Source organism: Pseudomonas tructae, from assembly GCF_004214895.1.
GTDB classification, from domain to species: domain Bacteria; phylum Pseudomonadota; class Gammaproteobacteria; order Pseudomonadales; family Pseudomonadaceae; genus Aquipseudomonas; species Aquipseudomonas tructae.
The window spans coordinates 3,544,424-3,570,066 of the sequence record NZ_CP035952.1; the positions used below are offsets into that span (position 1 = coordinate 3,544,424).

32 protein-coding genes and 1 tRNA gene are annotated in these 25,643 nt (G+C 60.6%); 14 read left to right on the plus strand and 19 right to left on the minus strand.

The window, feature by feature from the left end:
* Positions 1-2: 2 nt before the first annotated feature.
* Together EXN22_RS15910 and EXN22_RS15915 are read left to right on the plus strand one after the other, a co-directional pair.
* Complete coding sequence (locus EXN22_RS15910) at positions 3-812, plus strand: ABC transporter permease (RefSeq protein ID WP_130264971.1); 810 nt, start codon at positions 3-5, stop codon at positions 810-812.
* 19 nt (positions 813-831) lie between these two features.
* The gene (locus EXN22_RS15915; protein WP_130264972.1) at positions 832-1,980 is read left to right on the plus strand and encodes an ABC transporter ATP-binding protein; all 1,149 of its coding nucleotides are present in this window, start codon (positions 832-834) and stop codon (positions 1,978-1,980) included.
* A 68-nt stretch (positions 1,981-2,048) separates the two neighbouring features.
* On the opposite strand, the gene ahpF is transcribed toward EXN22_RS15915, so the two are convergent.
* The 7 genes from ahpF to EXN22_RS15950 form a co-directional block, all read right to left on the minus strand.
* Positions 2,049-3,611 (minus strand): alkyl hydroperoxide reductase subunit F, encoded by a 1,563-nt coding sequence (ahpF, locus tag EXN22_RS15920; protein ID WP_130264973.1) that lies wholly within the window; start codon positions 3,609-3,611, stop codon positions 2,049-2,051.
* Positions 3,612-3,732: 121 nt separating this feature from the next.
* Positions 3,733-4,296 (minus strand): alkyl hydroperoxide reductase subunit C, encoded by a 564-nt coding sequence (gene ahpC, locus EXN22_RS15925; RefSeq protein WP_130264974.1) that lies wholly within the window; start codon positions 4,294-4,296, stop codon positions 3,733-3,735.
* A 204-nt stretch (positions 4,297-4,500) separates the two neighbouring features.
* Positions 4,501-5,856, minus strand: a complete 1,356-nt coding sequence (gene gorA / locus EXN22_RS15930) for a glutathione-disulfide reductase (RefSeq protein WP_130264975.1) — start codon at positions 5,854-5,856, stop codon at positions 4,501-4,503.
* A gap of 93 nt (positions 5,857-5,949) precedes the next feature.
* Complete coding sequence (galU, locus tag EXN22_RS15935) at positions 5,950-6,789, minus strand: UTP--glucose-1-phosphate uridylyltransferase GalU (protein ID WP_130264976.1); 840 nt, start codon at positions 6,787-6,789, stop codon at positions 5,950-5,952.
* A gap of 189 nt (positions 6,790-6,978) precedes the next feature.
* Entirely contained in the window at positions 6,979-7,890 is a 912-nt protein-coding gene (locus tag EXN22_RS15940; protein ID WP_130264977.1) for a c-type cytochrome, read from the minus strand.
* The gene (locus tag EXN22_RS15945) at positions 7,887-8,537 is read right to left on the minus strand and encodes a c-type cytochrome (RefSeq protein ID WP_130264978.1); all 651 of its coding nucleotides are present in this window, start codon (positions 8,535-8,537) and stop codon (positions 7,887-7,889) included. Before EXN22_RS15945 ends, EXN22_RS15940 begins: the two co-directional genes overlap by 4 nt.
* Before the next feature lie 132 nt (positions 8,538-8,669).
* Positions 8,670-9,020, minus strand: coding sequence for a hypothetical protein (locus EXN22_RS15950; RefSeq protein WP_130264979.1), 351 nt, complete (start codon positions 9,018-9,020; stop codon positions 8,670-8,672).
* A 158-nt stretch (positions 9,021-9,178) separates the two neighbouring features.
* Between EXN22_RS15950 and EXN22_RS15955 the strand changes: the two genes are divergently transcribed.
* The 8 genes from EXN22_RS15955 to csrA all read left to right on the plus strand — a co-directional run bounded on the left by EXN22_RS15955 (position 9,179) and on the right by csrA (position 14,902).
* The gene (locus tag EXN22_RS15955; protein ID WP_038995738.1) at positions 9,179-9,481 is read left to right on the plus strand and encodes a DUF1883 domain-containing protein; all 303 of its coding nucleotides are present in this window, start codon (positions 9,179-9,181) and stop codon (positions 9,479-9,481) included.
* A gap of 4 nt (positions 9,482-9,485) precedes the next feature.
* The gene (locus EXN22_RS26185) at positions 9,486-9,656 is read left to right on the plus strand and encodes a hypothetical protein (RefSeq protein ID WP_165392219.1); all 171 of its coding nucleotides are present in this window, start codon (positions 9,486-9,488) and stop codon (positions 9,654-9,656) included.
* A gap of 26 nt (positions 9,657-9,682) precedes the next feature.
* Positions 9,683-10,756, plus strand: a complete 1,074-nt coding sequence (locus tag EXN22_RS15960) for an NAD(P)H-dependent flavin oxidoreductase (protein WP_130264980.1) — start codon at positions 9,683-9,685, stop codon at positions 10,754-10,756.
* Between the two features lie 81 nt (positions 10,757-10,837).
* Positions 10,838-11,596, plus strand: a complete 759-nt coding sequence (gene modA / locus EXN22_RS15965) for a molybdate ABC transporter substrate-binding protein (protein ID WP_130264981.1) — start codon at positions 10,838-10,840, stop codon at positions 11,594-11,596.
* Positions 11,596-12,276, plus strand: coding sequence for a molybdate ABC transporter permease subunit (modB, locus tag EXN22_RS15970; RefSeq protein WP_130264982.1), 681 nt, complete (start codon positions 11,596-11,598; stop codon positions 12,274-12,276). The genes modA and modB overlap by 1 nt, the downstream gene beginning before the upstream one ends.
* A 2-nt stretch (positions 12,277-12,278) precedes the next feature.
* Positions 12,279-13,367: a molybdenum ABC transporter ATP-binding protein gene (gene modC, locus EXN22_RS15975; protein WP_130264983.1), complete on the plus strand. Its 1,089-nt coding sequence runs from the start codon at positions 12,279-12,281 to the stop codon at positions 13,365-13,367.
* 42 nt (positions 13,368-13,409) lie between these two features.
* Positions 13,410-14,423: a DNA topoisomerase IB gene (locus EXN22_RS15980; RefSeq protein WP_130264984.1), complete on the plus strand. Its 1,014-nt coding sequence runs from the start codon at positions 13,410-13,412 to the stop codon at positions 14,421-14,423.
* A gap of 281 nt (positions 14,424-14,704) precedes the next feature.
* Entirely contained in the window at positions 14,705-14,902 is a 198-nt protein-coding gene (csrA, locus tag EXN22_RS15985; protein WP_010223936.1) for a carbon storage regulator CsrA, read from the plus strand.
* 78 nt (positions 14,903-14,980) lie between these two features.
* Here csrA and EXN22_RS15990 read toward each other — a convergent pair whose 3' ends face one another.
* Genes EXN22_RS15990 through EXN22_RS16000 form a run of 3 tightly spaced genes read right to left on the minus strand, consistent with a single transcriptional unit; the run spans position 14,981 to position 17,990 of the window.
* Complete coding sequence (locus EXN22_RS15990; RefSeq protein WP_130264985.1) at positions 14,981-15,352, minus strand: response regulator; 372 nt, start codon at positions 15,350-15,352, stop codon at positions 14,981-14,983.
* A 19-nt stretch (positions 15,353-15,371) separates the two neighbouring features.
* Complete coding sequence (locus tag EXN22_RS15995; RefSeq protein ID WP_130264986.1) at positions 15,372-16,817, minus strand: ATPase domain-containing protein; 1,446 nt, start codon at positions 16,815-16,817, stop codon at positions 15,372-15,374.
* A gap of 15 nt (positions 16,818-16,832) precedes the next feature.
* Complete coding sequence (locus tag EXN22_RS16000; protein WP_130264987.1) at positions 16,833-17,990, minus strand: two-component system sensor histidine kinase NtrB; 1,158 nt, start codon at positions 17,988-17,990, stop codon at positions 16,833-16,835.
* Between the two features lie 186 nt (positions 17,991-18,176).
* On the opposite strand from EXN22_RS16000, the gene EXN22_RS16005 reads away from it, so the two are divergent.
* Positions 18,177-18,261, plus strand: a tRNA-Leu gene (locus tag EXN22_RS16005).
* 145 nt (positions 18,262-18,406) lie between these two features.
* Positions 18,407-18,820 (plus strand): DoxX family protein, encoded by a 414-nt coding sequence (locus EXN22_RS16010; protein WP_130264988.1) that lies wholly within the window; start codon positions 18,407-18,409, stop codon positions 18,818-18,820.
* A gap of 40 nt (positions 18,821-18,860) precedes the next feature.
* On the opposite strand, the gene EXN22_RS16015 is transcribed toward EXN22_RS16010, so the two are convergent.
* On the minus strand, positions 18,861-19,094 hold the full coding sequence (locus tag EXN22_RS16015) for a hypothetical protein (RefSeq protein WP_233281636.1): 234 nt from the start codon (positions 19,092-19,094) through the stop codon (positions 18,861-18,863).
* A 95-nt stretch (positions 19,095-19,189) separates the two neighbouring features.
* On the opposite strand from EXN22_RS16015, the gene EXN22_RS16020 reads away from it, so the two are divergent.
* Complete coding sequence (locus EXN22_RS16020; RefSeq protein ID WP_130264990.1) at positions 19,190-19,855, plus strand: SOS response-associated peptidase family protein; 666 nt, start codon at positions 19,190-19,192, stop codon at positions 19,853-19,855.
* Here EXN22_RS16020 and EXN22_RS16025 read toward each other — a convergent pair.
* The 8 genes from EXN22_RS16025 to EXN22_RS16060 all read right to left on the minus strand — a co-directional run bounded on the left by EXN22_RS16025 (position 19,819) and on the right by EXN22_RS16060 (position 24,899).
* Positions 19,819-20,079 carry a hypothetical protein gene (locus tag EXN22_RS16025; protein ID WP_233281637.1) on the minus strand — a complete coding sequence of 87 codons (261 nt, stop codon included), beginning with the start codon at positions 20,077-20,079 and terminating at the stop codon, positions 19,819-19,821. The genes EXN22_RS16020 and EXN22_RS16025 overlap by 37 nt on opposite strands.
* 199 nt (positions 20,080-20,278) lie before the next feature.
* A complete protein-coding gene (locus EXN22_RS16030; protein ID WP_130264991.1) occupies positions 20,279-20,566 on the minus strand; it encodes a hypothetical protein in 288 nt (95 codons plus the stop codon).
* A gap of 162 nt (positions 20,567-20,728) precedes the next feature.
* Positions 20,729-22,309, minus strand: coding sequence for a sensor domain-containing diguanylate cyclase (locus EXN22_RS16035; protein ID WP_130264992.1), 1,581 nt, complete (start codon positions 22,307-22,309; stop codon positions 20,729-20,731).
* A gap of 180 nt (positions 22,310-22,489) precedes the next feature.
* Positions 22,490-22,702, minus strand: coding sequence for a YceK/YidQ family lipoprotein (locus EXN22_RS16040; RefSeq protein ID WP_130264993.1), 213 nt, complete (start codon positions 22,700-22,702; stop codon positions 22,490-22,492).
* Between the two features lie 76 nt (positions 22,703-22,778).
* Positions 22,779-23,102, minus strand: a complete 324-nt coding sequence (locus EXN22_RS16045) for an I78 family peptidase inhibitor (RefSeq protein ID WP_165392220.1) — start codon at positions 23,100-23,102, stop codon at positions 22,779-22,781.
* Positions 23,103-23,217: 115 nt separating this feature from the next.
* Positions 23,218-23,658, minus strand: coding sequence for a GNAT family N-acetyltransferase (locus EXN22_RS16050; protein WP_130264995.1), 441 nt, complete (start codon positions 23,656-23,658; stop codon positions 23,218-23,220).
* 36 nt (positions 23,659-23,694) lie between these two features.
* Positions 23,695-23,967 carry a hypothetical protein gene (locus EXN22_RS16055; protein WP_325053291.1) on the minus strand — a complete coding sequence of 91 codons (273 nt, stop codon included), beginning with the start codon at positions 23,965-23,967 and terminating at the stop codon, positions 23,695-23,697.
* 89 nt (positions 23,968-24,056) lie between these two features.
* On the minus strand, positions 24,057-24,899 hold the full coding sequence (locus tag EXN22_RS16060) for a helix-turn-helix transcriptional regulator (RefSeq protein WP_130264996.1): 843 nt from the start codon (positions 24,897-24,899) through the stop codon (positions 24,057-24,059).
* A gap of 153 nt (positions 24,900-25,052) precedes the next feature.
* On the opposite strand from EXN22_RS16060, the gene EXN22_RS16065 reads away from it, so the two are divergent.
* Positions 25,053-25,601: a GNAT family N-acetyltransferase gene (locus tag EXN22_RS16065; RefSeq protein ID WP_130264997.1), complete on the plus strand. Its 549-nt coding sequence runs from the start codon at positions 25,053-25,055 to the stop codon at positions 25,599-25,601.
* Positions 25,602-25,643 lie beyond the last annotated feature (42 nt).

The window sequence follows — 25,643 nt, forward strand, 5'->3', positions numbered from 1 at the left end:
AGATGCTCCTGACACCCAATGCCATGAGCCGGCGCCTGCGCCTGGGCCTGTACACCACCACCGGGGTGATCGCGCTGTTCCTGCTGCTGCCGATCGTGTTCATCGTCCTGCTGTCGTTCGGCTCGTCGCAGTGGCTGGTGTTCCCGCCGCCGGGCTGGACGCTGAAGTGGTACAGCCAGTTCTTCTCCAACGTCGAATGGATGGAAGCAGCCCTGGCCAGCCTCAAGGTCGCGCTGCTGACCACGGTGTTTGCCGTGGCCCTGGGCCTGCCCACCGCCTTTGCCCTGGTGCGCGGGCGCTTCCCTGGCCGGGAGATGCTCTATGGCCTGTTCACCCTGCCGATGATCGTGCCGCTGGTGATCATCGCCGTGGCGGTGTATGCGCTGTTCCTCAAGCTTGGCTACACCGGCACGCTGTTTGCCTTCGTGGTCAGCCATGTGATCGTCGCCCTGCCCTTTACCATCATCTCGATCATCAACTCGCTGAAGCTGTTCGATCAGTCGATCGAAGACGCCGCGGTGATCTGCGGCGCCTCGCGGCTGCAAGCGATCGTCAAGGTGACCTTCCCGGCGATTCGCCCGGGGATGATCGCCGGCGCCCTGTTCGCCTTTTTGGTGTCGTGGGACGAGGTGGTACTCAGCGTGATGATGGCCAGCCCCAACCTGCAGACCCTGCCGGTAAAAATGTGGACCACCCTGCGCCAGGACCTGACCCCGGTGATCGCCGTCGCTTCGACGCTGCTGATCGGCCTGTCGGTGCTGGTGATGATGATTGCCGCCGCTCTGCGCCGGCGCAACCCGGTCAGCGCCTGAGCGCCTGGAGAACAACAAGATGAGTGCAGTCCTCTCTGAGAAACAACAGGCCAGGCCCCTGGTCAGCCTGCGCAACCTGAACAAGCATTACGGCGACTTTGCCGCCGTCGACGACATCAGCCTGGACATTCAGGACGGTGAGTTCCTCACCTTCCTCGGCTCCAGCGGTTCGGGCAAGAGCACCACGCTGTCGATGCTCGCCGGCTTCGAAACGCCGAGCAGCGGCGAGATCCTGGTCAACGGCGCCTCGCTGGTCAACGTGCCGCCGCACAAGCGTGACATCGGCATGGTGTTCCAGCGCTACTCGCTGTTCCCGCACTTGTCGGTGCGCGACAACATCGCCTTCCCCCTGGCCATCCGCAAGCGCAGCGCCACCGAACGCGACCGGCAAGTGGACGCCATGCTCAAGCTGGTGCAACTGGACAGCTTTGCCCAACGCCGCCCGGCGCAACTCTCCGGCGGCCAGCAACAGCGGGTGGCCATTGCCCGGGCGCTGGTGTACGAGCCACGCATTTTGCTGATGGACGAACCGCTGGGGGCGCTGGACAAGAAGCTGCGCGAAGACCTGCAGGACGAACTGCGCCAGTTGCACCGGCGCCTGGGCATCACCATCGTCTATGTCACCCACGACCAGGAAGAAGCCATGCGCCTGTCCCAGCGCATCGCCATCTTCAGCCACGGCAAGATCGTCGGCCTGGGCACAGGCTATGACCTCTACCAGAACCCGCCGAATGCTTTTGTCGCCTCGTTCCTGGGCAACTCCAACTTCCTGCGGGTCAAGGCCCATGGCAATGGCGCAGCGAGTTTCGAGGGGCAGCCGCTGGCGATGCGGTTGACGCCGGGGCTGGCTGAGGGTCAGGAGGTGCTGCTGATGGTACGCCCGGAAAAAGCCCTGGCCCTGAGTGTCGAGCAAGCGGCGCGCGAGGCCTTGCCTGCGGGCTGGAACGAGGTAACGGCGAGGGTCGGGGAAGTGCTGTTCCTGGGCGAGAGCCAGACCTGCAGCGTGGTGACCCGCGGCGGTACGGCGATGACGGTCAAGGCGCTGTCAGCGGCGGGGATGCCGATGCAGCCGGGCGATAGCGTCAAGGTGCGCTGGGCGGTGGCGGATGCCTGTGTGTACAGCCAATGGGCCCCGAGTGATTTGAACAAGGCTGCTGGGGCGCATTGACGCGATCGCGGGGCAAGCCCGCTCCCACATAACACTGTAGGAGCGGACTTGCCCCGCGATAAGGCCGGTCAGGCCGGCGCCGAGGTCCGAATCAGGTGGTCAAAGGCCGCCAGCGAAGCCTTGGCCCCCTCACCCAGCGCAATCACGATCTGCTTGTACGGCACCGTGGTCACGTCACCGGCAGCGAACACCCCCGGCAGGTTGGTCTGGCCGCGGGCATCGACAATGATCTCGCCACGCGGGGTCAGCTCGAGCGTACCTTTGAGCCAGTCGGTATTGGGCAGCAGACCGATCTGCACGAAGATCCCTTCCAGCGCGAGGTCATGCAGCTCATCGCTGTTGCGGTCCTTGTAGCGCAGGCCGTTGACCTTCTCGCCATCGCCGAGCACTTCGGTGGTCTGCGCACTGGTGATCACCTTCACGTTCGGCAAGCTGTGCAGTTTGCGTTGCAGCACTGCATCAGCACGCAGTTGACCGTCGAATTCGATCAGGGTCACCTGGGCGACGATACCGGCCAAATCGATCGCCGCTTCCACCCCCGAGTTGCCGCCACCGATCACTGCCACGCGCTTGCCCTTGAACAGCGGCCCATCACAGTGCGGGCAGTAGGCCACGCCACGGCTGCGGTACTGCTGCTCGCCCGGTACGTTCATTTCGCGCCAGCGTGCACCGGTGGCAAGGATCACGGTCTTGGCCTTGAGCGAGGCGCCGCTGGCCAGGCGCACTTCGTGCAGGCCGCCGTCGGTGGCCGGGATCAGCGCTTCACCGCGCTGCAGGTTCATGATGTCGACGTCGTACTGCTTGACGTGTTCCTCAAGGGCCATGGCCAGTTTCGGCCCTTCGGTTTCCTGCACCGAGATGAAGTTCTCGATGGCCATGGTGTCGAGCACCTGGCCGCCGAAACGCTCGGCTGCAACACCGGTGCGGATGCCTTTACGCGCGGCATAGATCGCCGCTGCAGCGCCGGCCGGGCCACCACCGACCACTAGCACGTCGAAGGCCTCCTTGGCGTTGATCTTCTCGGCCTGACGCTCGCCGGCGCTGCTGTCGAGCTTGGCGAGGATCTCTTCCAGGCCCATGCGGCCCTGGCCGAACACTTCGCCGTTGAGGTAAACGCTGGGAACGGCCATGACCTTGCGGCTTTCGACTTCGGCCTGGAACAGCGCACCGTCGATGGCGACGTGGCGAATGTTGGGGTTGAGCACCGCCATCAGGTTCAGCGCCTGGACCACGTCCGGACAGTTCTGGCACGACAGCGAGAAATAGGTTTCAAAGTTGAATTCACCCTTGAGCGCGCTGATCTGCTCGATAACCTCCACGCTGGCCTTGGACGGGTGTCCGCCGACCTGCAGCAGGGCGAGCACCAGCGAGGTGAATTCGTGGCCCATGGGGATGCCGGCAAAACGCAAGCTAATGTCAGCGCCCGGGCGATTGAGCGAGAACGACGGGCGACGGGCGTCACTGCCATCTTCACGCAGGGTAATCAGGTTCGACAGGCCGGCGATTTCCACCAGCAGGTCGCGCAATTCGCGGGATTTCGCGCCGTCATCGAGGGAAGCAACGATCTCGATCGGCTGAGTGACCCGCTCCAGGTAGGCTTTCAACTGAGTTTTAAGCGTGGCGTCCAACATACGGGCGATTCCTTTTTCAAACGGTAGAAATAACAACGCCCGGGCGAAAGCGCCCGGGCGTTTTGCGGGGCGGTGACAACGTCAGGTGCGGTAGACCACCGCCCTCGGCTGGCTCACGGTCTTAGATCTTGCCGACCAGGTCCAGCGATGGCGCCAGGGTGGCTTCACCTTCTTTCCACTTGGCCGGGCAGACTTCGCCTGGGTGAGCGGCAACGTACTGGGCAGCCTTGACCTTGCGCAGCAGCTCGCTGGCGTCACGGCCTACGCCACCGTCGTTGAGTTCGACGATCTTGATCTGGCCTTGCGGGTTGATCACGAAGGTGCCACGGTCAGCGATACCGGCTTCTTCGATCAGCACGTCGAAGTTGCGCGAGATGACGTGGGTCGGGTCACCGATCAGCGGGTACTGGATCTTGCCGATGGTGTCCGAAGTGTCGTGCCAGGCTTTGTGGGTGAAGTGGGTGTCGGTGGACACGCCGTAGATTTCCACGCCCAGGTCTTTGAACTGCGCGTAGTTGTCAGCCAGGTCGCCCAGCTCGGTCGGGCAGACGAAGGTGAAGTCGGCCGGGTAGAAGAACACCACGGACCATTTGCCTTTGAGATCGGCATCCGAAACTTCGACGAACTTGCCCTGGTGGTAAGCGGTAGCTTTGAACGGTTTGACCTGGCTGTTGATGATAGGCATGAGTGACGCTCCTTCAGGGGTTGAAAAAACTGATGGGAGAATCGTAGCCAATGGATTGGATTAATGCTCATTGGCAAAGCTCATGTTGTTGATTGGTTTTGGCTATAAGGCTGGATTATTAATAGAAGGTTTGAAGCTATCGCGGGGCAAGCCCGCTCCTACACGTACTGTAGGAGCGGGCTTGCCCCGCGATTGGAGCGACGCTTAACGCGAAGGCGTACGCAGGGTTACGAACTCTTCCGCCGCCGTAGGATGCACGCCAATGGTCTCGTCGAACTGCTGCTTGGTTGCCCCGGCCTTGAGAGCGATGCCCAGGCACTGGATGATTTCGCCGGCGTCGGGGCCGACCATGTGGCAACCCAGCACGCGATCAGTATCGGCATCGACCACCAGCTTCATCAGGGTCTTTTCCTGCACTTGGGTCAGGGTCAGCTTCATCGGCCGGAAACGGCTTTCGAAGATCTGCACCTTGTAGCCCTGCTCCAGCGCCTGCTCTTCGCTCAGGCCGACGGTACCGATTGGCGGCTGGCTGAACACGGCGGTAGGTATGTTCTGGTAATCCACCGGGCGGTACTGTTCAGGCTTGAACAGGCGCCGGGCCACGGCCATGCCTTCGGCCAGGGCTACCGGGGTCAGTTGCACGCGGCCGATCACATCACCAATGGCCAGGATCGACGGCGCAGTGGTCTGGTACAGGTCATCAACGCGGATGAAGCCACGCGGGTCGAGCTCGACACCGGTGTTTTCCAGGCCAAGGTTGTCGAGCATCGGCCGTCGGCCGGTAGCGTAGAACACGCAGTCGGTGAACAGTTCGCGGCCATCCTTGAGGGTGGCCTTGAGGCTGCCGTCGTCCTGGCGATCGATACGCTGGATATCGCTGTTGAACTGCAGGTCCATGCCACGCTTTTCCAGCTCCTCCTTGAGGTGCTCACGCACACTGCCATCAAAGCCGCGCAGGAACAGGTCGCCGCGGTACAGCAGTGAGGTGCTGGCGCCCAGCCCCTGGAAGATCCCGGCAAACTCCACGGCGATGTAACCGCCGCCGACCACCAGCACGCGCTTGGGCAGATCCTTCAGGTAGAACGCCTCATTGGAGCTGATCGCCAGCTCCTTGCCCGGGATGTCCGGGATCTGCGGCCAGCCACCAGTGGCAATGAGGATGTGTTCGGCGCTGTAGCGCTGACCATCGACTTCCACTTCATGGGCGCCGGTCAGCTTGGCGTGGCTTTCGAGCAGTGTCACCCCGCTGTTGACCAGCAGGTTGCGGTAGATACCGTTGAGCCGCTCGATTTCACGGTTCTTGTTGGCGATCAACTGGCCCCAGTCGAACTGGGCGTCTTCCAGCGACCAGCCAAAACCTGCAGCCTGCTCGAAGTCGTCGGCAAAGTGCGCGCCATAGACCAGCAGTTTTTTCGGCACACAGCCGACGTTGACACAGGTGCCACCCAGGTAGCGGCTTTCGGCTACCGCCACTTTTGCACCAAAGCCTGCGGCAAAGCGCGCAGCGCGCACACCACCAGACCCGGCACCAATCACGAACAGATCAAAATCGTAGGCCATTTCAGTCTCCTTGCCAGGCCGTCAGCATACCCCGACTCACGCGCCGGGAACAAAAAAGCCACCCGAAGGTGGCTTTCTCAGACAACCAGCGGCTCAGTAAGCCTTGCCGGTCTTGTAGAAGTTCTCGAAGCAGAAATTGGTCGCTTCGATGTAGCCTTCGGCGCCACCGCAGTCGAAACGCTTGCCCTTGAACTTGTAGGCAATCACGCAGCCATCCTGAGCCTGCTTCATCAGGGCGTCGGTGATCTGGATCTCACCACCCTTGCCCGGCTCGGTTTCTTCGATCAGTTTGAAGATGTCCGGGGTCATGATATAGCGGCCGATGATCGCCAGGTTCGACGGCGCATCTTCAGGCTTTGGCTTCTCGACCATGTTGCGTACACGGTACAGATCGTCACCGATCAGGTCACCGGCAATCACACCGTACTTGCTGGTTTCCTGCGGGTCGACTTCCATGATGGCAACGATGGTGCAGCGATACTGCTTGTACAGCTTGACCATTTGCTTGAGTACGCCGTCACCGTCGAGGTTGACGCACAGGTCGTCAGCCAGCACCACTGCGAACGGCTCGTCGCCGATCAGCGGGCGACCGGTGAGGATCGCGTGGCCCAGGCCTTTCATTTCGGTCTGGCGGGTGTAGGAGAACGAACACTCATCGAGCAGACGACGGATGCCGACCAGGTACTTTTCTTTGTCGGTGCCCTTGATCTGGTTTTCCAGCTCATAGCTGATGTCGAAGTGGTCTTCCAGAGCCCGCTTGCCGCGACCGGTAACGATGGAAATCTCGTTCAATCCAGCGTCCAGCGCTTCTTCAACGCCGTACTGGATCAGTGGCTTGTTCACCACCGGCAGCATTTCCTTGGGCATGGCTTTGGTAGCAGGCAGGAAGCGAGTGCCGTAACCGGCTGCCGGGAACAAGCATTTCTTGATCATATACGTCCTTAACAAGGGCTTTGCGTACGAAATTCGGCGCAGTCTAATCAGGCGGCGGTCACCTTACAATGCCCCACCACCGGGCAGCCGAGTCCATGATAGAGAAATCCACAGGGATATAGTTCCCCCGGACCCTAAATATAGCGCCGGTGAGTGACCACCGGCACCTGCATTCGGCTATCGGGCAGCCTATATACCCTGCCCAATCAACACCCCATCGACCTTCTGGCCGTACAAGTTCACACCATCATTGGCGTGAAACTTCAGCCGGGTTTTCTCGATCGAGCCTTCTACCAAGCGTGGGTCCTGTGGCCGCTCGTGCCGATTGATGTAGGCCGCTACATCCCAGGCCTGCTGGTCCGTCAGGCTGCCAGGCTTGCCCAGGGGCATGTTGTGCTCGATGAATGAAGCCGCCGTGTTGATCCTGTGCATGCCAGCGCCCCAATTGTAGGAATCCTTGCCCCACAGCGGCGGCATGACGTAGTCCTTGGCCACCTTCTGACCCTCGCCATTGGCGCCATGGCAAATCGAGCACTGGGCCTGGTACACCTGCTCACCACGTTTGAAGTCATAACCTTGCGCCGATTGCGGTACTTCCGGGTAGCCGCGCCCGGCGCTTTCAACACCAATGGGCGCCTTGCTCGCCAGCCAGTAGGCATACACCGACAAAGCGGTCATCTGCGGGCTGTCCGCCGCCGGGGGCTTGCCGTTCATGCTGAACTGGAAGCAACCCTGGATACGCTCGGCGAAGGTGTTGACCTTGTCGTTTTTCTTGCGATAGGCCGGATACATGGGGTACGCGCCCCACAGCGGCGCCGAATTGGCCAGGCGACCCTGATCCAGATGGCAATTACTGCAGTTAAGGCCGTTGCCAACGTTTTCGGGCATCAACCTACGGGTGTCGACGAACAAAGCGTAGCCATCGCGGACCATCTTGCCGTAAGCGTTGTCCGGCAGTTCGCTTTCCGTTGGCGGCGTGAAGCTAGCCGCCGCCGCAGGTGGGCTCTTGAGCTGCGACTGGTCTTCCATGGCAATCGGCGCTGCCTGGACATTGCCCAGGCTCAGGGCCAGGGCCAGGGCGGCAAATATCAACGGCTTCATGGCTTGGCCTCCGGGCTGATGGGGTTGGCGAAGTAATTGGCCACGGCCTTTATTTCGTCATCGGTCATGGCCTTGGCCACACCGACCATCAACTGGTTGGGGTCATTGCTACGGCTGCCGTCGCGCCAGGCGTTGAGCTGGGCGACCAGGTAGCCCGCAGGTTGATGGGCCAAGGGCGGGAAATGCTCGCCAACACCTGCACCACCTGGGCCGTGGCACTGCACGCAACCGGGGATATTGCGCTTCCAGTCACCATAGAGCGCCAGTTTTTGTGCAGGATTCGTGGCCATTTGCTGGCGATGACTGTCGCTGGCCGGTTCGCTGGGCATGGCGGCCAGGGCTGCGGTTACCGCCTGGATTTCCTCAACGCTGAGGGCTTTGGCCAGGGGCTCCATGATCGGGTGCTTGCGGCTACCATTCTGAAAATCATGCAACTGCTTGCTCAGATAAGCCGCTGGCAAGCCAGCCAGACGCGGGAAACCCGCAGGCGCGATACCCTTGCCATCCGGGCCATGGCAGCCCAGGCAGGCCATGGCGGCCGGGTTTTGGCCGCCCTGGGTGAAAACTTTCTGGCCATCGACGGCATGCGCGGCAGGCAGTGAAAACAGCAGCAGGCTGCTGATCAGGACTCGATCCAGTGGGATCATCACGGACTCCATTTTCTTGTTATAAGCTTAGGCTTAATAAATATAAGCCTATAAATAGTAGGCTTATACGCCGTGAGCTACAACGCAGAATAATGGCGAGATGCCAGGTGAATCGATTAGTTCAAGGTGAGGTCATCCGGAGATGCAGCGCGTCGCCGCAGTCTTCACATCACCCAGGCGCAGGGGGAAGTTGTTCAACCGCTCGTACAGCTTGATGCTGCTGCCGCTACCACGCTTGTCGATGTCCACCAGTGCGGCAGGGCCAGCACCGACCTTTTGCGGCACGACCAGACGCAAACCGTCGTGGCGCTCTTCAACCGCCAGTTGGCCACGCGACTCGCTCAATTGCTGCTGCACGCAAACAGCGTATTCCTCGGGTTTCTTGCCGGAAATCACATTAAGGGTTTCCGGGCTGCTTTCCAGTTCCGAGACACTGACACACCCACCCAGCGTCACTGCCAACGCTGCTACGACCCACTTCATCAAGCACACCTCCACCACGGAAAAAGGATAGGACCACGCGCAGACCATTTTGCTCCCTTGATTGGCAGTTTTATCCTGGGTCTGGCACGAAGGCCGACAGTGTAACCGACATCATGGTATCGTTTTGATTTGCTGACAGATCCCCTGCGGAGTGCAACATGAAATTCGTACACCAGCGCGAGCACCTCAACGAGGATGACATCGTGGTCATCCATTGCTCCCAGCGCTGCAACATCCGCCTGATGAACGATGCCAACTTCCGCAGCTTCAAGAACGGCGGCCGTCACACCTACCACGGTGGCGCCTTTGTCGACTTCCCGGCCAAGATCACCGTACCCAGCACCGGCTTCTGGAACATCACCATCGACACCGTCGGCCCACGGGCCCTGTCGGCAGTGACCAAGCCGACCTTCACCCACACCATCAAGTTCATTCGCCGTTCGTCGTCGAAGCTGAGATAAGCCCATGAGCCAGACCACCAAGTACGTCATCAAGTACAAGCTAGACGGCGCGCAACGATTCGATTTCGCCCAGATGAGCAGTGATGCGCCTGAGCAGGTGCAAGCAGCGTTGAAAGCGCTGCACGGCGAAGACGCCAGTAAAATCACCGACATCAAAGTGAGCAAAGCGCTGTAACCCCCTCAGCACAAGGAATCCCAGGCATGAGCCCATGGCCGGACACCCGCCTGCTCGATCTGCTCGGCATCGAACTGCCGATTCTTCAGGCACCGATGGCCGGCTCTACCGGCTCAGCCATGGCCATTGCCGTGAGCAATGCCGGCGGTCTGGGTTCTTTGCCCTGTGCCACCTTGAGCCCGGAACAGCTCCGCGCCGAGCTGCAAGCCTTTGCCGAGGCCAGCCGTGGCCCGCTCAACGTCAACTTCTTCTGCCATCAAGCACCGCAACCGGACCCTGCCCGCGATGCGGCCTGGAAGTTGGCGCTCAAGCCTTATTACGAAGAACTGGGCGCCGACTTCGACGCGCCAACGCCGGTGTCAAACCGCGCGCCGTTCGACGACACCACCTGTCGCCTGATCGAAGAGTTCAAACCCGCTGTGGTCAGTTTCCATTTCGGCCTGCCCGAGGCCAGCCTGCTCAAACGGGTCAAGGCCACGGGCGCCAGGGTGCTGTCCAGCGCCACCACGGTGGAAGAAGCCCTGTGGCTGGAGGATCACGGCTGCGACGCGATCATTGCCATGGGCTATGAAGCGGGTGGCCATCGCGGGATGTTCCTCAGCACTGACCTCAATAGCCAGATCGGCACCTTGGCGTTGGTACCGCAGGTTGTCGATGCAGTGAAGCTGCCAGTCATCGCCGCCGGCGGCATCGGCGACCACCGCGGCATCGTTGCCGCCCTGGCCCTGGGCGCCTCGGCGGTGCAATTGGGCACCGCCTACCTGTTCTGCCCAGAGGCCAAGGTCTCGGCGGCCCATCGCCAGGCCCTGCACAGCGCCAAGGCAAGCGATACGGCGCTGACCAATCTGTTTACCGGGCGCCCGGCGCGCGGTATCGGCACGCGCATCATGCGTGAACTGGGGCCCATGAGTGAGCTGACGCCAGGCTTCCCCCTGGCCGGTGGCGCCTTGATGCCGCTGCGGGCGATCAGCGAGCCGGTCGGCAACAGCGATTTCAGCAACCTTTGGGCGGGCCAGGCGCTGCGGCTGGGCCAGGCTCTGCCGGCTGGCGAACTGACACGCAAACTGGCCGAACAAGCCCTCGCCCAGCTCAAACGCTGAAGCAGTACTTCCCGTTGGTCGGGTATTCGCTATATATTCACCTATATAACGACTACCCCTCAGTCTGTGGAGCTGTTTTTCATGAGTAAGTGCGCACCGCGTTTTGCCCTGGCCGCCCTGGCCACCTTCATGACCTTCAACAGCGCCTGGGCCGATGAGGTCCAGGTCGCCGTCGCCGCCAACTTCAGCGCGCCCATCCAGGCCATCGCCAAAGACTTCGAAAAAGACACCGGCCACACCCTGGTTGCTGCCTATGGCGCCACCGGCCAGTTCTACGCACAGATCAAGAACGGCGCGCCGTTCCAAGTATTCCTCGCCGCCGACGACAGCACCCCGGCAAAACTCGAGAACGAAGGCGACACTGTCAAAGGTTCGCGCTTTACCTACGCCATCGGCACCCTGGCACTGTGGTCGGCCAAAGAAGGCTATGTCGATGCCAAGGGCGATGTTCTGAAGAAAAACCAGTTCAAGCACCTGTCGATCGCCAACCCGAAAGCTGCGCCCTACGGCCTGGCCGCCACCCAGGTGCTGGACAAACTGAAGCTGAGCGAGGCGACCAAGGGCAAGATCGTCGAAGGCCAGAACATCACCCAAGCCTTCCAGTTCGTATCCACCGGCAATGCCGAACTGGGCTTCGTCGCCCTGTCGCAGATCTACAAGGATGGCAAGGTCAGCAGCGGTTCGGCCTGGATCGTGCCGTCCAGCCTGCATGAACCGATCAGACAGGACGCGGTAATCCTCAACAAAGGCAAGGACAGCGCCGCTGCCAAAGCCCTGGTTGAATACCTCAAGGGCCCGAAAGCCGCCGCCGTGATCAAATCCTACGGTTACCAAATCTGATGCCACTGGATGCCAGCGACCTCGGCGCCATCTGGCTGACCTTCAAACTGGCCAGCCTGACCACGCTGATTCTGTTGCTGGTGGGTACGCCCATCGCCTGGTGGCTGGCGCGCACGCGCTCGAGGCTACGCGGGCCGGTGGGTGCAGTGGTGGCCCTGCCCCTGGTGCTGCCACCGACCGTGATCGGCTTCTACCTGTTGCTCGCCCTTGGGCCCAACGGCTGGATCGGCCAGACCACTGAGGCGCTGGGGTTGGGCACGGTGGTGTTCAGTTTCAGCGGCCTGGTGATCGGTTCGGTGGTGTATTCCATGCCCTTTGTCGTACAGCCGCTGCAAAACGCCTTCAGCGCCATCGGCGAGCGTCCGCTGGAAGTGGCCGCGACCCTGCGGGCCAGCCCCTGGGACACGTTCGTCCATGTGGTACTGCCGCTGGCGCGCCCCGGCTTCATCACCGCCAGCATCCTCGGCTTTGCCCACACGGTCGGTGAGTTCGGCGTGGTGCTGATGATCGGCGGCAATATTCCCGACAAGACCCGGGTGGTTTCGGTGCAGATCTTCGATCATGTCGAGGCCATGGAATACCTGCAGGCCCACTGGCTGGCCGGGGCCATGCTGGTGTTTTCCTTTATCGTGCTACTGGCGCTGTACTCCAGCCGCCGCAGCAAATCGGTCTGGAGCTGAGCATGGCCGCGATGATCCACGCCCGCTTGCAGCTGGCCCGCGCCGACTTCAGCCTGGATGTCGACCTGCAATTGCCCGGGCGCGGCATCAGCGCCCTGTTCGGCCATTCAGGTTCGGGCAAGACCACCTGCCTGCGCTGCCTGGCCGGCCTTGAACGCGCACCGCAGGCGTACATCGAGGTCAATGGCGAGATCTGGCAAGACTCGCGCCGCGATCATTTCGTCGCCCCGCACCAGCGCCCGATTGGCTATGTGTTCCAGGAAGCCAGCCTGTTTACCCACCTGTCGGTACACGCCAACCTGACCTTCGGCTACAAGCGCATCCCCGCCCGGCAGCGCAAGGTCAGCCTCGAGCAGGCCTGCGAGTTGCTTGGCATCGAACACCTGCTCGAACGCAAACCCGCGACCCTCTCCGGCGGCGAAGCTCAACGCGTGGGCATTGCCCGGGCGCTGCTGAGCAGTCCGCAGTTGCTGCTGATGGACGAACCACTGGCGGCCCTCGATGGCCCGCGCAAGCGCGAGATCCTGCCGTACCTGGAGCGCCTGCACAGCGAACTGGAGATCCCGCTGATCTATGTCAGCCATGCCCAGGACGAAGTCGCACGCCTGGCCGATCACCTGGTGCTGCTCGAACACGGCAAGGTCCAGGCCAGCGGCCCGATCGCCGCCACCCTTGCGCGCCTCGACCTGCCGCTGGCCCAGGGCGATGACGCCGGGGTGATCATAGAGGGCAAGGTGAGTGCCTACGACAGCGACTATCAACTACTCAGCCTGCAACTGCCGCACAGTGACCTGCAACTGCGCGTCGCCCACGAGCCGCTGGCCGTCGGCATGCCATTGCGTCTGAAGGTACAGGCGCGTGATGTGAGCCTGAGCCTGGGCGCCGACCAGCAGTCAAGCATCCTCAATCGCCTGCCGGTCACCGTCAGCCACCACCGCCCGGCCGACAACAGCGCCCATGTGCTGGTCAGCCTGGACGCCGCCGGCACCACCCTGCTGGCGCGCATTACCCGCTACTCCGCCGACCAGCTCAAGCTGCACGCCGGGCAGGCGCTGTGGGCACAGATCAAGTCGGTGGCACTGTTGGGCTGAGCCTGCGGTCCATAGTACAAGCCCCGCCACCGGACCTGTACCATGCCCGAGCCCGCCCTGCCCGCCGCCTTGCACTATGTCGATGACTCCCAGCCAGGCCTGCGACGCAAGATGCTGCGCGGCCGTTTCATCTACCTGGATGCCCAGGGCACCCGGGTCAAAGACCCGCTTACCCTTGAGCGAATCTCGGCCCTGGCGATTCCTCCGGCCTACACCGATGTGTGGATCTGCGCCGACGCCCAAGGCCACCTGCAAGCCACTGGCCGCGATGCTCGCGGGCGCAAGCAATACCGCTACCATGGCGACTGGCGCAGCTTTCGCGACAGCCACAAGTACTCGCGCATGCTGAACTTCGCCAGCCTGCTGCCCAAAGTTCGCCAGCAACTGGACAGCCACCTGGCCCGTCCGGGGCTTGATCGGCAAAAGGTCATGGCCCTGGTGGTCAGTCTGCTCGACAGCACGCTGATCCGCATCGGCAACCACCAGTACGCGCGCGACAATCAATCCTACGGCCTGACTACCCTGCGCAACCGTCACGTCAAGGTCGCCGGCAGTGCCATACGTTTCTGCTTTCGCGGCAAGAGCGGCATCGAGCACCGGGTGACTCTGAACAATCGGCGCCTGGCCAACCTGATCAAACGCTGCATGGACCTGCCCGGCCAGGACCTGTTCCAGTACCAGGACGAACAGGGTCAGCGCCACAGCATCGGCTCGGCTGACGTCAACGCCTACCTGCAAGCCCTCACCGGCAGCGACTTTACCGCCAAGGACTACCGCACCTGGGCCGCCAGTGCCTTGGCTTTGAGCTTGCTGCGCCAGCTTGCGTGGCAACCGGAGCAGGAAGCCAGGCGCCAGATCGTCGCAACCGTCAAACAGGTCGCCAGCCGTCTGGGCAACACCCCGGCAGTGTGCCGACGCTGTTACATTCACCCGGCACTGTTCGAGCACTTCACCCAGGGTGCATTGGCTACATTGCCTCGGGCACGCACGCGCAAAGGACTGGAGGCCGAAGAAGTGGCCCTGGCGCAATTTCTACAAACCCTGAGCCCCACTTGAAAAGGCATTCAGCGCAACCTACTTCCTATATCACGCAGAGAAATTTCCCATATTCCTTCAACACCCCTATGCTTGCGGGTACGAGCAGCACTCGCTGTTCGGGATCGCTTGTCCAGCCAATCGGCACCTGCGACTAAAGACTCACTACAGAATCTGTGTTCGGGGGAATTAATATCCGCCGAAAGCGTCTTTAATGAAGGGAAAGAGGGAAACACCTCCGTGTGATCCCGGCTTGTGCGGGCAACGCCTGCAAGGCAACTTACGTTACCAAGGAGAAATACATGCTGATACTCACCCGCAAGGTTGGCGAAAGCATCGTCATCAACGATGACATCAAAGTCACCATTCTGGGCGTCAAAGGGATGCAAGTGAGGATTGGCATCGATGCACCAAAAGATGTACAGGTGCACCGCGAGGAAATTTTCAAACGCATTCAGGCCGGCAGCCCGGCGCCGGAGAAAGGAGGCGACGAGCACTAAACAGCCCCCAGCTGACTCAAGCCGCACGGATGCGCTTGATCCTGCCCTGACAGCCCCCTGCTGGCTGCCGACCAGGTCTCAAGGTGCCTCGGGCGTGCCGACCAGTTCCTTGACCTTGGCGATCAGTTGATCGATATCGAAGGGCTTGTCGAACACTGCAGCGAACAACGCGGGAGCCTCCCGCCCCCTGTAAGCCTGCGCGCCACTCATCAGCATGACCGACACGCCCTGCCATTGCGGCTCTGCGCGAATGCTTGTGGCCAACTCCTCGCCGTTCATCCCCGGCATCATGTAGTCGGTGATCACCAACTCGACCCGCTTGCCTTTCAACAGCTCCAGGGCTTTGTGCCCATTGCCGGCCAGTTCCACGTCGAAACCTGCATCCTCCAGGGCCCAACCAAGAATCTGGGCAATCAGGTACTCGTCGTCAACGACCAGAATGGTCTTCATGGCCTTGCCTTCCTGCGCCTCATGGCTCGGGTACCGGCGTCGCCGATCCCGACATTACCGCCGTGGCCTGGTTAAAGGCTTTCTGCAGGTCGATACCGTGGTCGCTGATAATGAGCTCCAGCAGGGCCGGATCGTAGTAGCTGTCGCGCACTTTCAGAATCGACAGCAGCCGCTTGAGCTCGGACTCAAGCTCGACAAAGCGCATCAGCAGCAGGTTATCGACGATGCTCGACAGGTCAGGTGCCGGTGCATTGATTTCCGAGCCGAAGATATCGCGCATCTCCCAGGTGGCCAGAACGGTGACATCGCGCGCGCGTAACTCGCCCGTCAAGGCACGGAAGAATTCGTTGAGTCGACCTGCATGAGTCGCCAGCCGGGTGAATGCGCCCAGGCTGTCGATCAGCACGCGCTTGATCTGGTGCTGGTCGACCTGGCGCAACAAGCGCATGCCAACGTCATCAAGCAGGCCTTCGGTGGTCGGCTGCCAGGCAATGTGCAAGGCGCCACTACGCTCCAGCGCGGCAAAGTCGTGCCCCAGGGCACGAGCCTTCAGGCGCAGGCGTTGCGGGGTTTCGTAAAAACCGAAGTGCAGGGCCGGTGCGGCGACGGTTGCGGCACCCAGAAAGCTTGCGCCCAGCGAGGTCTTGCCAATGCCCGACGGCCCCATCACCAGGGTCACCGAGGCCGCTGGCAGGCCACCGCCCAGCAGGCTGTCCAGTACGGCGATGCCGCTGGGCACCCGGCTCACCTCATCGCTGCCAAGGCCACTGGGGTAGCTGTACAGCGATTCCAGACGTGGGTAAACCTGAAGGCCGTCCTCGGTGATTTCACATTCATGAATACCCGACAACGCAGCGCTGCCACGGGTTTTGCGCAGCTGGATACGGCGCACCGAGCGACTTCCGTACAACTCCTCACCCAGCTCGATGACGCCATCGACCATGGTGTGTTCCGGGCTACCGTCCTCAAGCCGCGAGCTGGTGAGAAACAGCACGGTGCAGCCGGCAAACGCGGCATGGCCATGCAGTTCGGCGATGAATTTCTTGGTATCCAGCGGTGTTTCCGCCCGCGAGCGTGCATTGAGCAGGCCATCGACGATCAGCAAGCTGGCCTGATGGCGGCTGATCTCGCCACGCAGCAGCTTCACCACTTCATCCAGGCCTTCCTGTTCAAGGGTGTCGAAGGCACTGACGAACTGCAACTGTGCGCCAATTTTAGTCGGATCGAAAAAGTTCAGGGTCGAGAGGTACTGGAACAGGCGCTCATGGGATTCGCTCAGCAGCGTCGCCACCAGCACCCGTCCGCCCTGGGCCACATGATTGAAAGCCAGCTGGTTGGCGAGGATGGTCTTGCCCGAACCCGGACGCCCTTGAACGATGTACGAGGCGCCAACCACCAAACCGCCCTTGAGCAGTTCGTCGAGCCCGGGAATTCCTGTGACAAGACGTTCGAGTGATTCCACGATGCTGAGCCTCTTGCGTCAGGGGTTGAGTTGCGAATCAGCGGCAAGGCTATAGACCGGCAGGTAGACGCTCATGCGCGTGCCTTTGCCTACTTCGCTGCTGACACTGACCGTGCCATTGCTCTGCTTGGCAAAACCATAGACCTGGCTCAGGCCCAGACCGGTCCCTTTGCCAAAGCTCTTGGTGGTAAAGAACGGCTCGAAGATGCGTGGCAATACCAGATTGTCGATCCCCCGACCGCTGTCACTGACGCTGATGCACACATAGCGCCCCACCAGGCCGTCGGGGATGCCCTGCAGTTCATGGTTGTGCGCCTGCATGATGATCAAGCCTTCGCCATCGATGGCATCACGGGCGTTGAAGATCAGGTTGAGCAGCACCATCTGCAACTGCCCGGCATCGACTTCGACATCCCACAGGTCGTCTGCCAGGATCACCTGCAGGTCCACGACCTTGGGCAAGGTCTGGCCCAATAGCAGGCGGGTCGACTCAACCAGGTCGGCGACCCGTACGCGCCCGAAGCGCAACGCCTTGTGCCGGGCGAAACTGAGCAATTGCTGGGTCATCTGGCTACCACGCTCGCCGGCGTCGAGGATATGTTCGAGCAGCCGTCGGGTGCGCTGCTGATCTGGGCTGTTGAGGGCCAGCCGGGCCGAGCCGATGATGATCGTGAGCAGGTTGTTGAAGTCATGGGCCATGCCTCCGGTCAGTTGCCCCAGGGCTTCAAGTTTTTGCGACTGGAACAACTGGGCGCGGACTTCATCGAGCTGCAGTGCGGCGTCGCGCCGATCCGTGATATCGCGGGTGATCTTCGCCAGCCCCACCACTTCGCCATCGGGCGCCCTGATCACATCCAGCGCCACAAGCGCCCAGAACAGCGTACCGTCCTTGCGCATGCGCCAGCCTTCATCCTGGGCCCCGCCGGTGCTCAAGGCCCGCTCGAGCAGCCAGGCCGGCTTGCCGTCGGCGCAGTCCTGAGGGGTGAAAAACAGCGAGAAGTGCTTGCCGATGACTTCGTCCGCTCGGTAGCCCTTGATCCGCTGGGCCCCTGCGTTCCAGGACACTATATGACCTTCGAGGTCGAGCATGTAGATGGCGTAATCGACAACAGTCTGGACCAGTTGCTCGTAGCGACTGGCATGCATGACATGAAGTTCGGAATCGGACGAGACCATGGTTGCCCCACGAAGCCGCAGGTGACTTGTCAGGATATGACAACAGACGCTGGAAGCGATTCCGTGCGCTGGTCTAAAACTTAGTCGGCTTGTTGAGGAGCTGCCAGCACGCGGTTGACTCGATTATAACGATGGGTTATAAAGCTCGCTTGTTTGAGGGGGCAATTGCATTTTCCTCAACACAGTGCGAGTGTGGTGGAATTGGTATACACAGCAGACTTAAAATCTGCCGGCGTGAGCCTTGCGGGTTCGAGTCCCGCCACTCGCACCATCTTCTGAAAAGGCGCCTTCAAGGCGCCTTTTTACTGTCTGGCGATGATCCCGCCACGCCCTTATGCCCTTTTTACCCCGGGCCCGCCACACATCCTTCCGGCAACTGCTAAGGTAAAATTGCCCAACAACGAAGGAAGGCCGCCATGCGCTATACCCTGTTCGACAACCAGCGTGACGTGATAATCCTGCTGGCGCGTATTCTGCTGATGATCCTGTTCGTCATGTCCGGCTGGAGCAAGCTCACCGGCTTCGAGGGCACGGTCGGCTACCTGGCCTCCCTCGGCGCCCCGGCGCCAACGGTGGCTGCGGCGGTGGCGGTGATCATGGAGTTCTTCGTCGCTATCCTTCTTATCCTGGGGTTCTACACCCGACCACTGGCCTTCCTGTTTGCGCTGTTCGTGATCGGTACCGCGCTGATCGGCCATCCGTTCTGGAGCATGGTCGAGCCCGCCAAGGCAGCCAACACCGTGCAGTTCTTCAAGAACATGAGCATCGTCGGTGGCTTGCTGTTGCTATCGGTCACTGGCGCCGGACGCTTCTCGGTGGACGGCCGCTGAGGTCCGGCCTGCAGGTGCCAGCCGGGTAGCTGGCTGGCGCCTAGAGATCGTCGAGGGTGTCGACACCTTCATCCCAGAAGGCATCGTCATCTTCGGCCCGCTCAGCGGTGCCCTCCTCCTCGTCATCGTCGTGCGGATCAAACAGTGGATTAACCTCCTCCTGCAGCGAGTCATCGTCCTCGAAAAACTCATGGTCAAGCAAGTGATCGTGTTCGGGTTCGTGGATGTCCAGATCGTCGTCGTTCATCTCAAGGTCCTGTAGCCTCGCCAGCATGGGGCGCCTGTATAAGCCCAAGTGCTAACGCCGTCAATCTCGGCCTGGGCGATAACGGCTATTCTCATCCGATAGCCCCTGCGGAGCGTCACGCCATGTGCGGCAGGTTATCCCAGTACCATGGCATTCATGACTTCGTCGACGCCCTGAGCATGCCGGGCGCGCTGGTCAACAACGTCGGCGATCAGCCACTGGCACATTACAACGTGGCGCCAACCAGCCCCGTGGCGCTGCTGCACATCGAGACCGACACCCTGCACGCTGACCTGCTGCCCTGGGGCTGGCGCCCGCACTGGGCCCGGGATCGCGCCGCGGCTATCAACGCCAGGGTGGAAAAGGTCGCCCACGGCGCATTCTTTCGTGCGATCTGGCCACATCGGGCCATCGTGCCGATCGACAACTGGTTCGAATGGGTCGATGAAGGCGGGCCGAAAAAACAGCCCTACCTGATTCACCGCCGTGACGGGCGCCCGGCCTTGTGCGCCGCCATAGGCCAGTTCAAGGGGGAGCATGCAGGGTTTGTCATCCTTACGGCGGACAGTGAGGGCGGCCTGCTCGACCTGCATGACCGCCGCCCCATCGTCCTGGCGCCCGCTTGCGCTCGGCAATGGCTGGACCCGGCCACTGCCGGCGAACATGCCGAGCAGCTCGCCTTGAACCTGGGCGAGGCAGCCGGGCAGTTCGACTGGTACCCGGTCAGCCTGGCGGTCGGCAACGTACGTAATCAGGATGCCGGGGTGATCGTGCGCAACCCGGTGTGAACCCTCATGGCGGGCTGCTCATCAAGCTCGATGACTTCAGCTGCAATCGCCCGGCAACGTTTGACCCCCCAGACGATTGCCCGGGCCACGCTGATCTCGACGAGACGGTCGTGATATTCCTCGACAATGGGCAGACCGGCGCGGGTATAAACCCCGAGAAACAATTGAGTACTTCCACCGCGCGACACACGCGCTTTGACATCAAGTGCAAGTCCGGACTCCAATGACTCTTCGTGCTCCTGGTTGTGCAGTTGGCAGTCTGCCCAAGCCCAGTAGTGTGCGCCTCTGTACCTCATTATTATTTTCCTTGTTGAGTCGGCAGCTCACGAAAGATATATAAAAAAAGTATTAAACAGAAGAACCCAATTGGGTGATGAACCCTGGCCAATAGTGCCAGTCGCTATAATGTAGGCACTGCCAACATCAAAGTGCCGACACAAACCATGCGATAAACGCAAGCAGCCCTATGCTCTGTAAAATCAGGAGCGTTCCGGCGCCTGCCGGCTTGCCGGCCAGCAACCAGTAAGTGCCGACCAGTGGCAGGCACAAAGCGTTGGTGACACCCAGGGTGAATTTCGCGAGCTCAGCGCCAAGGCTTGGGAAAGGACCCTCCGGGCTGAGCAGAATAAAGACGAAAAAAAAGCCACCCACTGCCGCGACAATGATCGCCGCAATCGCAAACAAGCGCTGTGCCAAAGAGGAGTCGTGCATGATCAGTCCCTTGATGTGTCGAGCCGAACATCATAACCGCTCTGGCATAAATGGGCGCTGACTGCACCGTGTGCGGCGGTGCGACGACTCGACCTTGCCCCGCGATTCGTGCGCGCAGCGGTCGTCATCTGGTCAGCACCTAATGTATTGCTTGTACTGGCCTCATCGCGGGGCAAGCCCGCTCCCACTCAGCCCATCGACCAGGCACCAGCCATTACGGCCCTTGTCCTTGGCTCGATAAAGCGCTGAGTCGGCCGCCCCCATCAACGCATGGGCAGCCACTGTCTCCTTGAGCGGATAGCCCAGGGCAATGCCGGCACTGGCCGTGACCTTGCCCGCCGGGCTCTTCACATGCTCGATGCTCAGTGCACCAATGGCCTGGAGAATGCCCTCGACGATGGTGCTGGCACCCGCGGCATCGGTATTGGGTAACAACAACGTGAACTCTTCACCACCGTAGCGCACGGCCAGGTCGCCGGGGCGCTTGAGGCTGCCCTGGATGGCGGCGCCTACCGCACGCAGGCAATCATCCCCGGCCGGGTGACCGTAGTTGTCGTTGTACAGTTTGAAGTAATCCAGGTCCATCATCACCAGTGCCAGCGGGTAGCCCTGACGCTTGGCCCGGCGGATCTCCTGGGCCAGTGCGGCATCCAGCCGGCGCCGATTGCCCAGGCCCGTCAGGCTGTCGCTCAACGCCAGGTCACGCACCGTCTGGTGGGCGCGGCGCAGGGCCGACTCCATCACGATGCGCTCGCGCAGTTGCCTGAGCACAAGGGCGCCAAAACTGCTCAGCCCCACCAGCAACAGCAGCAGGACCACAGCAGTCTTGATCAGGTCTTCACGCCACGGATCGATGATCGAGGCCCGGGATAAACCAGCTTCGACGACCAGCGGATAGGCGTCCAGCGCCTTGTAGGCATAAAGACGCTGAGTCCCGTCAACCACCGCCTGGGTTTCAACCACCCCTTCGGGAGACTGTGGCAAATACTTCTGGAAAATCTCGCTACCAGAAAGACTGCCACCGATCACCCGCTCAACGAAAGGCCTGCGGACCAGGATGGTGCCGTCGCGCTTGGCCAATACCAGGGCGCCGCGGTCATCGATCTTGAATGCGCCATAGAATTCGACGAAATAGTCCACCTTGATAGTGCCCAGCAGTACCCCGAAGAACGACCCATCGGGGTTATCAAGGCGCCTGGAGATAGGAATGATCAGATCTGCGGTCGAGCGGCTTTTCACCACCGAACCAATGTATATACCGCGATCTTCATGAGTGCGGTGATACTCGAAATAATCACGATCGGCATTGTTGGCGTTAGTGGGCGTGTCGGTTTTGTCGGTAACAATCCAGTGGCCATCCGAACCGTACACGAACAACCCGTGCACCTGAGGCATCAGTGCAGCCTGTTGCTTGAGCAGTCTGTGCAAGCGAGAGATGTTCATCCGTGTCAAACCGTCGCCTTCGAGCCGCTCGCCCAGCATTGCGGTCACCACATCGACCTGGCGAATGGCATCCTCGGCATGTTGCGCAGTGGCGCTGGCAAGGTTGGTGACAGCGTCTTGCGCGTTGGCAAATGCGTGCCGGTAATCGCGCCAGATCCGCCAGCCTTCAATGCCAACGAACAGCAGCACGACTACCAGCATGAAGCTCAAGATCAGCCCGAACAGCGACGCCGAACGCCCTCGGCGCGGCGCGATCGACTCAGCGGCTTCTTGCCCGGTCAGGTCATCGTATGGGTGCATACAGGCCTTTGTTCCATAAAACTCCCACCGCAGCGATAAACCACCTCAGGGCTGTCCAGAAACACTTGCCGTTTAACATAGACCAGCGCAGACCGCGTACCTAGCGCCAAGCTGCAAAAAAGCCCATCGTCATGACCATGGGCTTTGATCTGCCGATGGTACAAGAGGAAGGTTGCGCTTTCAGAGCCAGCAAAAAGGTAGCGAAGCCGTATCCGCCACCAGGGTGAAAGGCAAGTCGATCAATGCGAATGGCCCGATGAATTGAGCAAGCTGGTATTCGGTTTCCAGGCCGTCGTAGCAATCGTAGGATTGCCCGCGATTGCCAACCGCAACCATCCAGGCGCAGCCACTCAGTTGTGAAAGTGCAGCCAGCAAGATGAATAGGCGTGCCACGCAATGTCCTTATTGCTATTGAAGTGATGTCAGGTAGACGCCGCCACCATCGATAAGTCACCTGAGCGTAAAACTGTTAGCCACAGAAGGCTGCGACTATCCGGCTTTGCTCATTCACTTCAAGATTGAGTCGATCAGGTACATAACTCAGGTCGCGCCCAGGCATCGACAGCACACGCACCGAACTCACACCCGACAGCAACTTGGCGACCAGCAGTACTTCCTTGCCCACTTGCTGACCAAACAGCATTTGCACCGATTCTGACGAGCATTGCTGCTCATCACTGCTGTAGGCACTGGAGTCATCGGTAACGGTGTCGGCGAGCTCAACCAGCACCACACTGAATACCAGCCAGCCGACCAGTGCGAGGGAGAGTCCGAGGATGAGGGTGGGGAGCATATCAAGCACACTCCGTGTTGCACTTCTGTCCATTAAAAGAGGGCCGTTAAAGCCAGCTCAGACCCAACCGGCTAAAGGGAGTTCCCTGCACCCAAGACTCCCCCTCGCCTGTCGATCAGCGAACGTGCTTGAAGTAGATCAGTTCCGGATCCTGTTCATCGAGGTTTTCGATGACGCCGCTGGGCACGAAACCGGCCTTGGCAATCAGTTCGCGCGAAGGCAGGTTGGACTGGTTGGTGGTGATGAACAGCTTTTCTGTCTGGCAGGCCGCCTGGGCTGCGACCAGCAGCGTGAGCGCCACGCCCTGGCGCTGATAGGCAGGAGCAGTGACCACCAAGGCGACCAACCCGTAATCAAAAAAACTGTAGGTCAGTACCAGGTAACCAATCACTGCGCCTGATTGCACGGCAACCAGGCACTGCTGCTTGTCGACGGCCTCAGCAAGAAAAACCCCACGCCCGGGATTGATGCTGACATAGGCGTCGAAGGCCAGCATGGCGCTCAGATCCTCAAGCGTGGCGTTACGGGTCAGCGTGACCGCTTGCGTTGTGCTCATTTGGCTTCCTGCCCTGGCTGAGTGTTCAGGTCCAGTTTACCGCTTGCCTAGCAACGCCGCATTTGCCTGACGCACCATGGCAACCCACTCCATCGGGCTGATCCGTCCGGACTGCTCAAGTTGCTGCGCCACCATCAAGGCCCGGTGGTAATCGGCCTCCTGCAACGCACCCTCTCCCAGGAAGCGGACCCGCCATTCCAGAATCGCCGCCATCCCTTTCTTCGTCTCCATCCCCGCCCCCAAATGTACTGAAAACAGGTGCACGACCGGGTCGTCACCTGAAGCGGCGGCGAGGTTACAGGAGATCATTGGCCTTGAGAATGTTTCGTAATACCGTCCGTCGTCAAACTGTAAAACGGTGTCGGTTTTCCCTGATCAAGGGCGTTTTTGTCGCGCAATCACAGTTGATGCTGCTGGCGTCGATAGGCGGTCAATGAGAACCCGGTGTAGCGCTTGAAGTACCGGCACAGATAGGAAGCATCGTCAAAGTGCATCTGCTGGGCAATCCGGCCGATGGCAAAATCACTGCAGGCCAGCAGCGCCTTGATTTCGAGAATCACCTGCCTGCTGATCAGGCCTTTGGGTGTGTCGTTGAAAAAGTCCTTGGTCAATTGCGCCAAGTAGTAGGGCGTGATGCTCAAGGCGCGGGCATAAAAGCCAACCTCCCGATGCTCAATGCAATGCTTGCCCACCAAGTCCCAGAATCGCCAACTGAGCATTTCCTTGCGACTGTAGGTGCGGTGCTCTTGCTGCTCGCCGGGCATTCGTGCGGCAATCGCCAGGAAAAAATTCTGCAGGTGGTTCCTGAGCATGATGTGACGGTACTCAGGGAAGTCTTGTGCCAGTTGCCTGATCTGAGTCAACCACATTGCTAACGCTCCCCTGTCCTCTTCAGCCGGCCTGCAGCGGGGATAGTCGTGGAGAAACTTGAACAGTGAGTTGGGTAACGGATAAGCCACCGCGGTGCAAAAGCCCTTGGGCATCAAGCAGAAGAACACCTTGAATGTTCGCGAGCGACGCCTGAGCACAGCGACGGTGTCCTCAGCCAGGACCAGGACATCGCCAGGCCGAATCGCCTGCTCGTGGAAGTTCAGCGAAAAGCGGGCGCGCCCGGACAAGCAGACCATCAGCGTGAGGTAGGCATGGGTAAACGTCATCGGCGCGCCGATGCCCCCTTCCAGAGTGCTCTCCCCGATTTGTACCGACTCGTCCCCTGTCAAAAACTGCGGGATTGCGCGCATAGCCCACCACCAAAGGATTACCTGTGGACCAGCTTACAACAAGTGGATTGATGAGTTTCGAAAAGTACCGAAACTGCCGGGGTATTGGTCATCGGACATAGCGCACTGTGAGGTAGGCTTTACCCCATGATTTCTTTGCCCAGAGCGCACACGATGAAGCTTGAAACCGAACGGCTGACACTTCGCCCCTGGCATGCGACGGACGCCGCCGACCTCTATGAATACGCTCGCGACCCACGAGTTGGCCCGATCGCTGGTTGGCCTGTGCACACGAGCGTTGAGCACAGTGCGCAAATCATCAGCACGGTCTTCAACCACCCTGAGGTTTATGCACTGGAGTTCAAGGACAGCCAACGTGTCATAGGCTGTGTCGGCATACTCATTGGCAGTGACAGCAATTTTCAGATCAGTGATCAGGAAGGTGAAATTGCCTATTGGATCGGCGTGCCCTACTGGGGCCAGGGCCTGGTTCCCGAAGCGGTTTGCACCGTCATGCAGCACGCATTCAATACCCTTGAACTGCAGGCATTGTGGTGCGGATACTTTGCCGATAACAGGCAGTCCCAAGTAGCACAAGCCAAATGCGGCTTTCGCCATCACCACACAGAGGAAAACAAATACAACCCGTTCCTCGAAGACTACCGAACAGAACACATCAGCCGAATTACACGCGCAGAGTGGATGTACGAGAAGGCGACGTAGGATTCGTACGCCGCCAGAAAGACGAAAGTGATTGAAAACGAG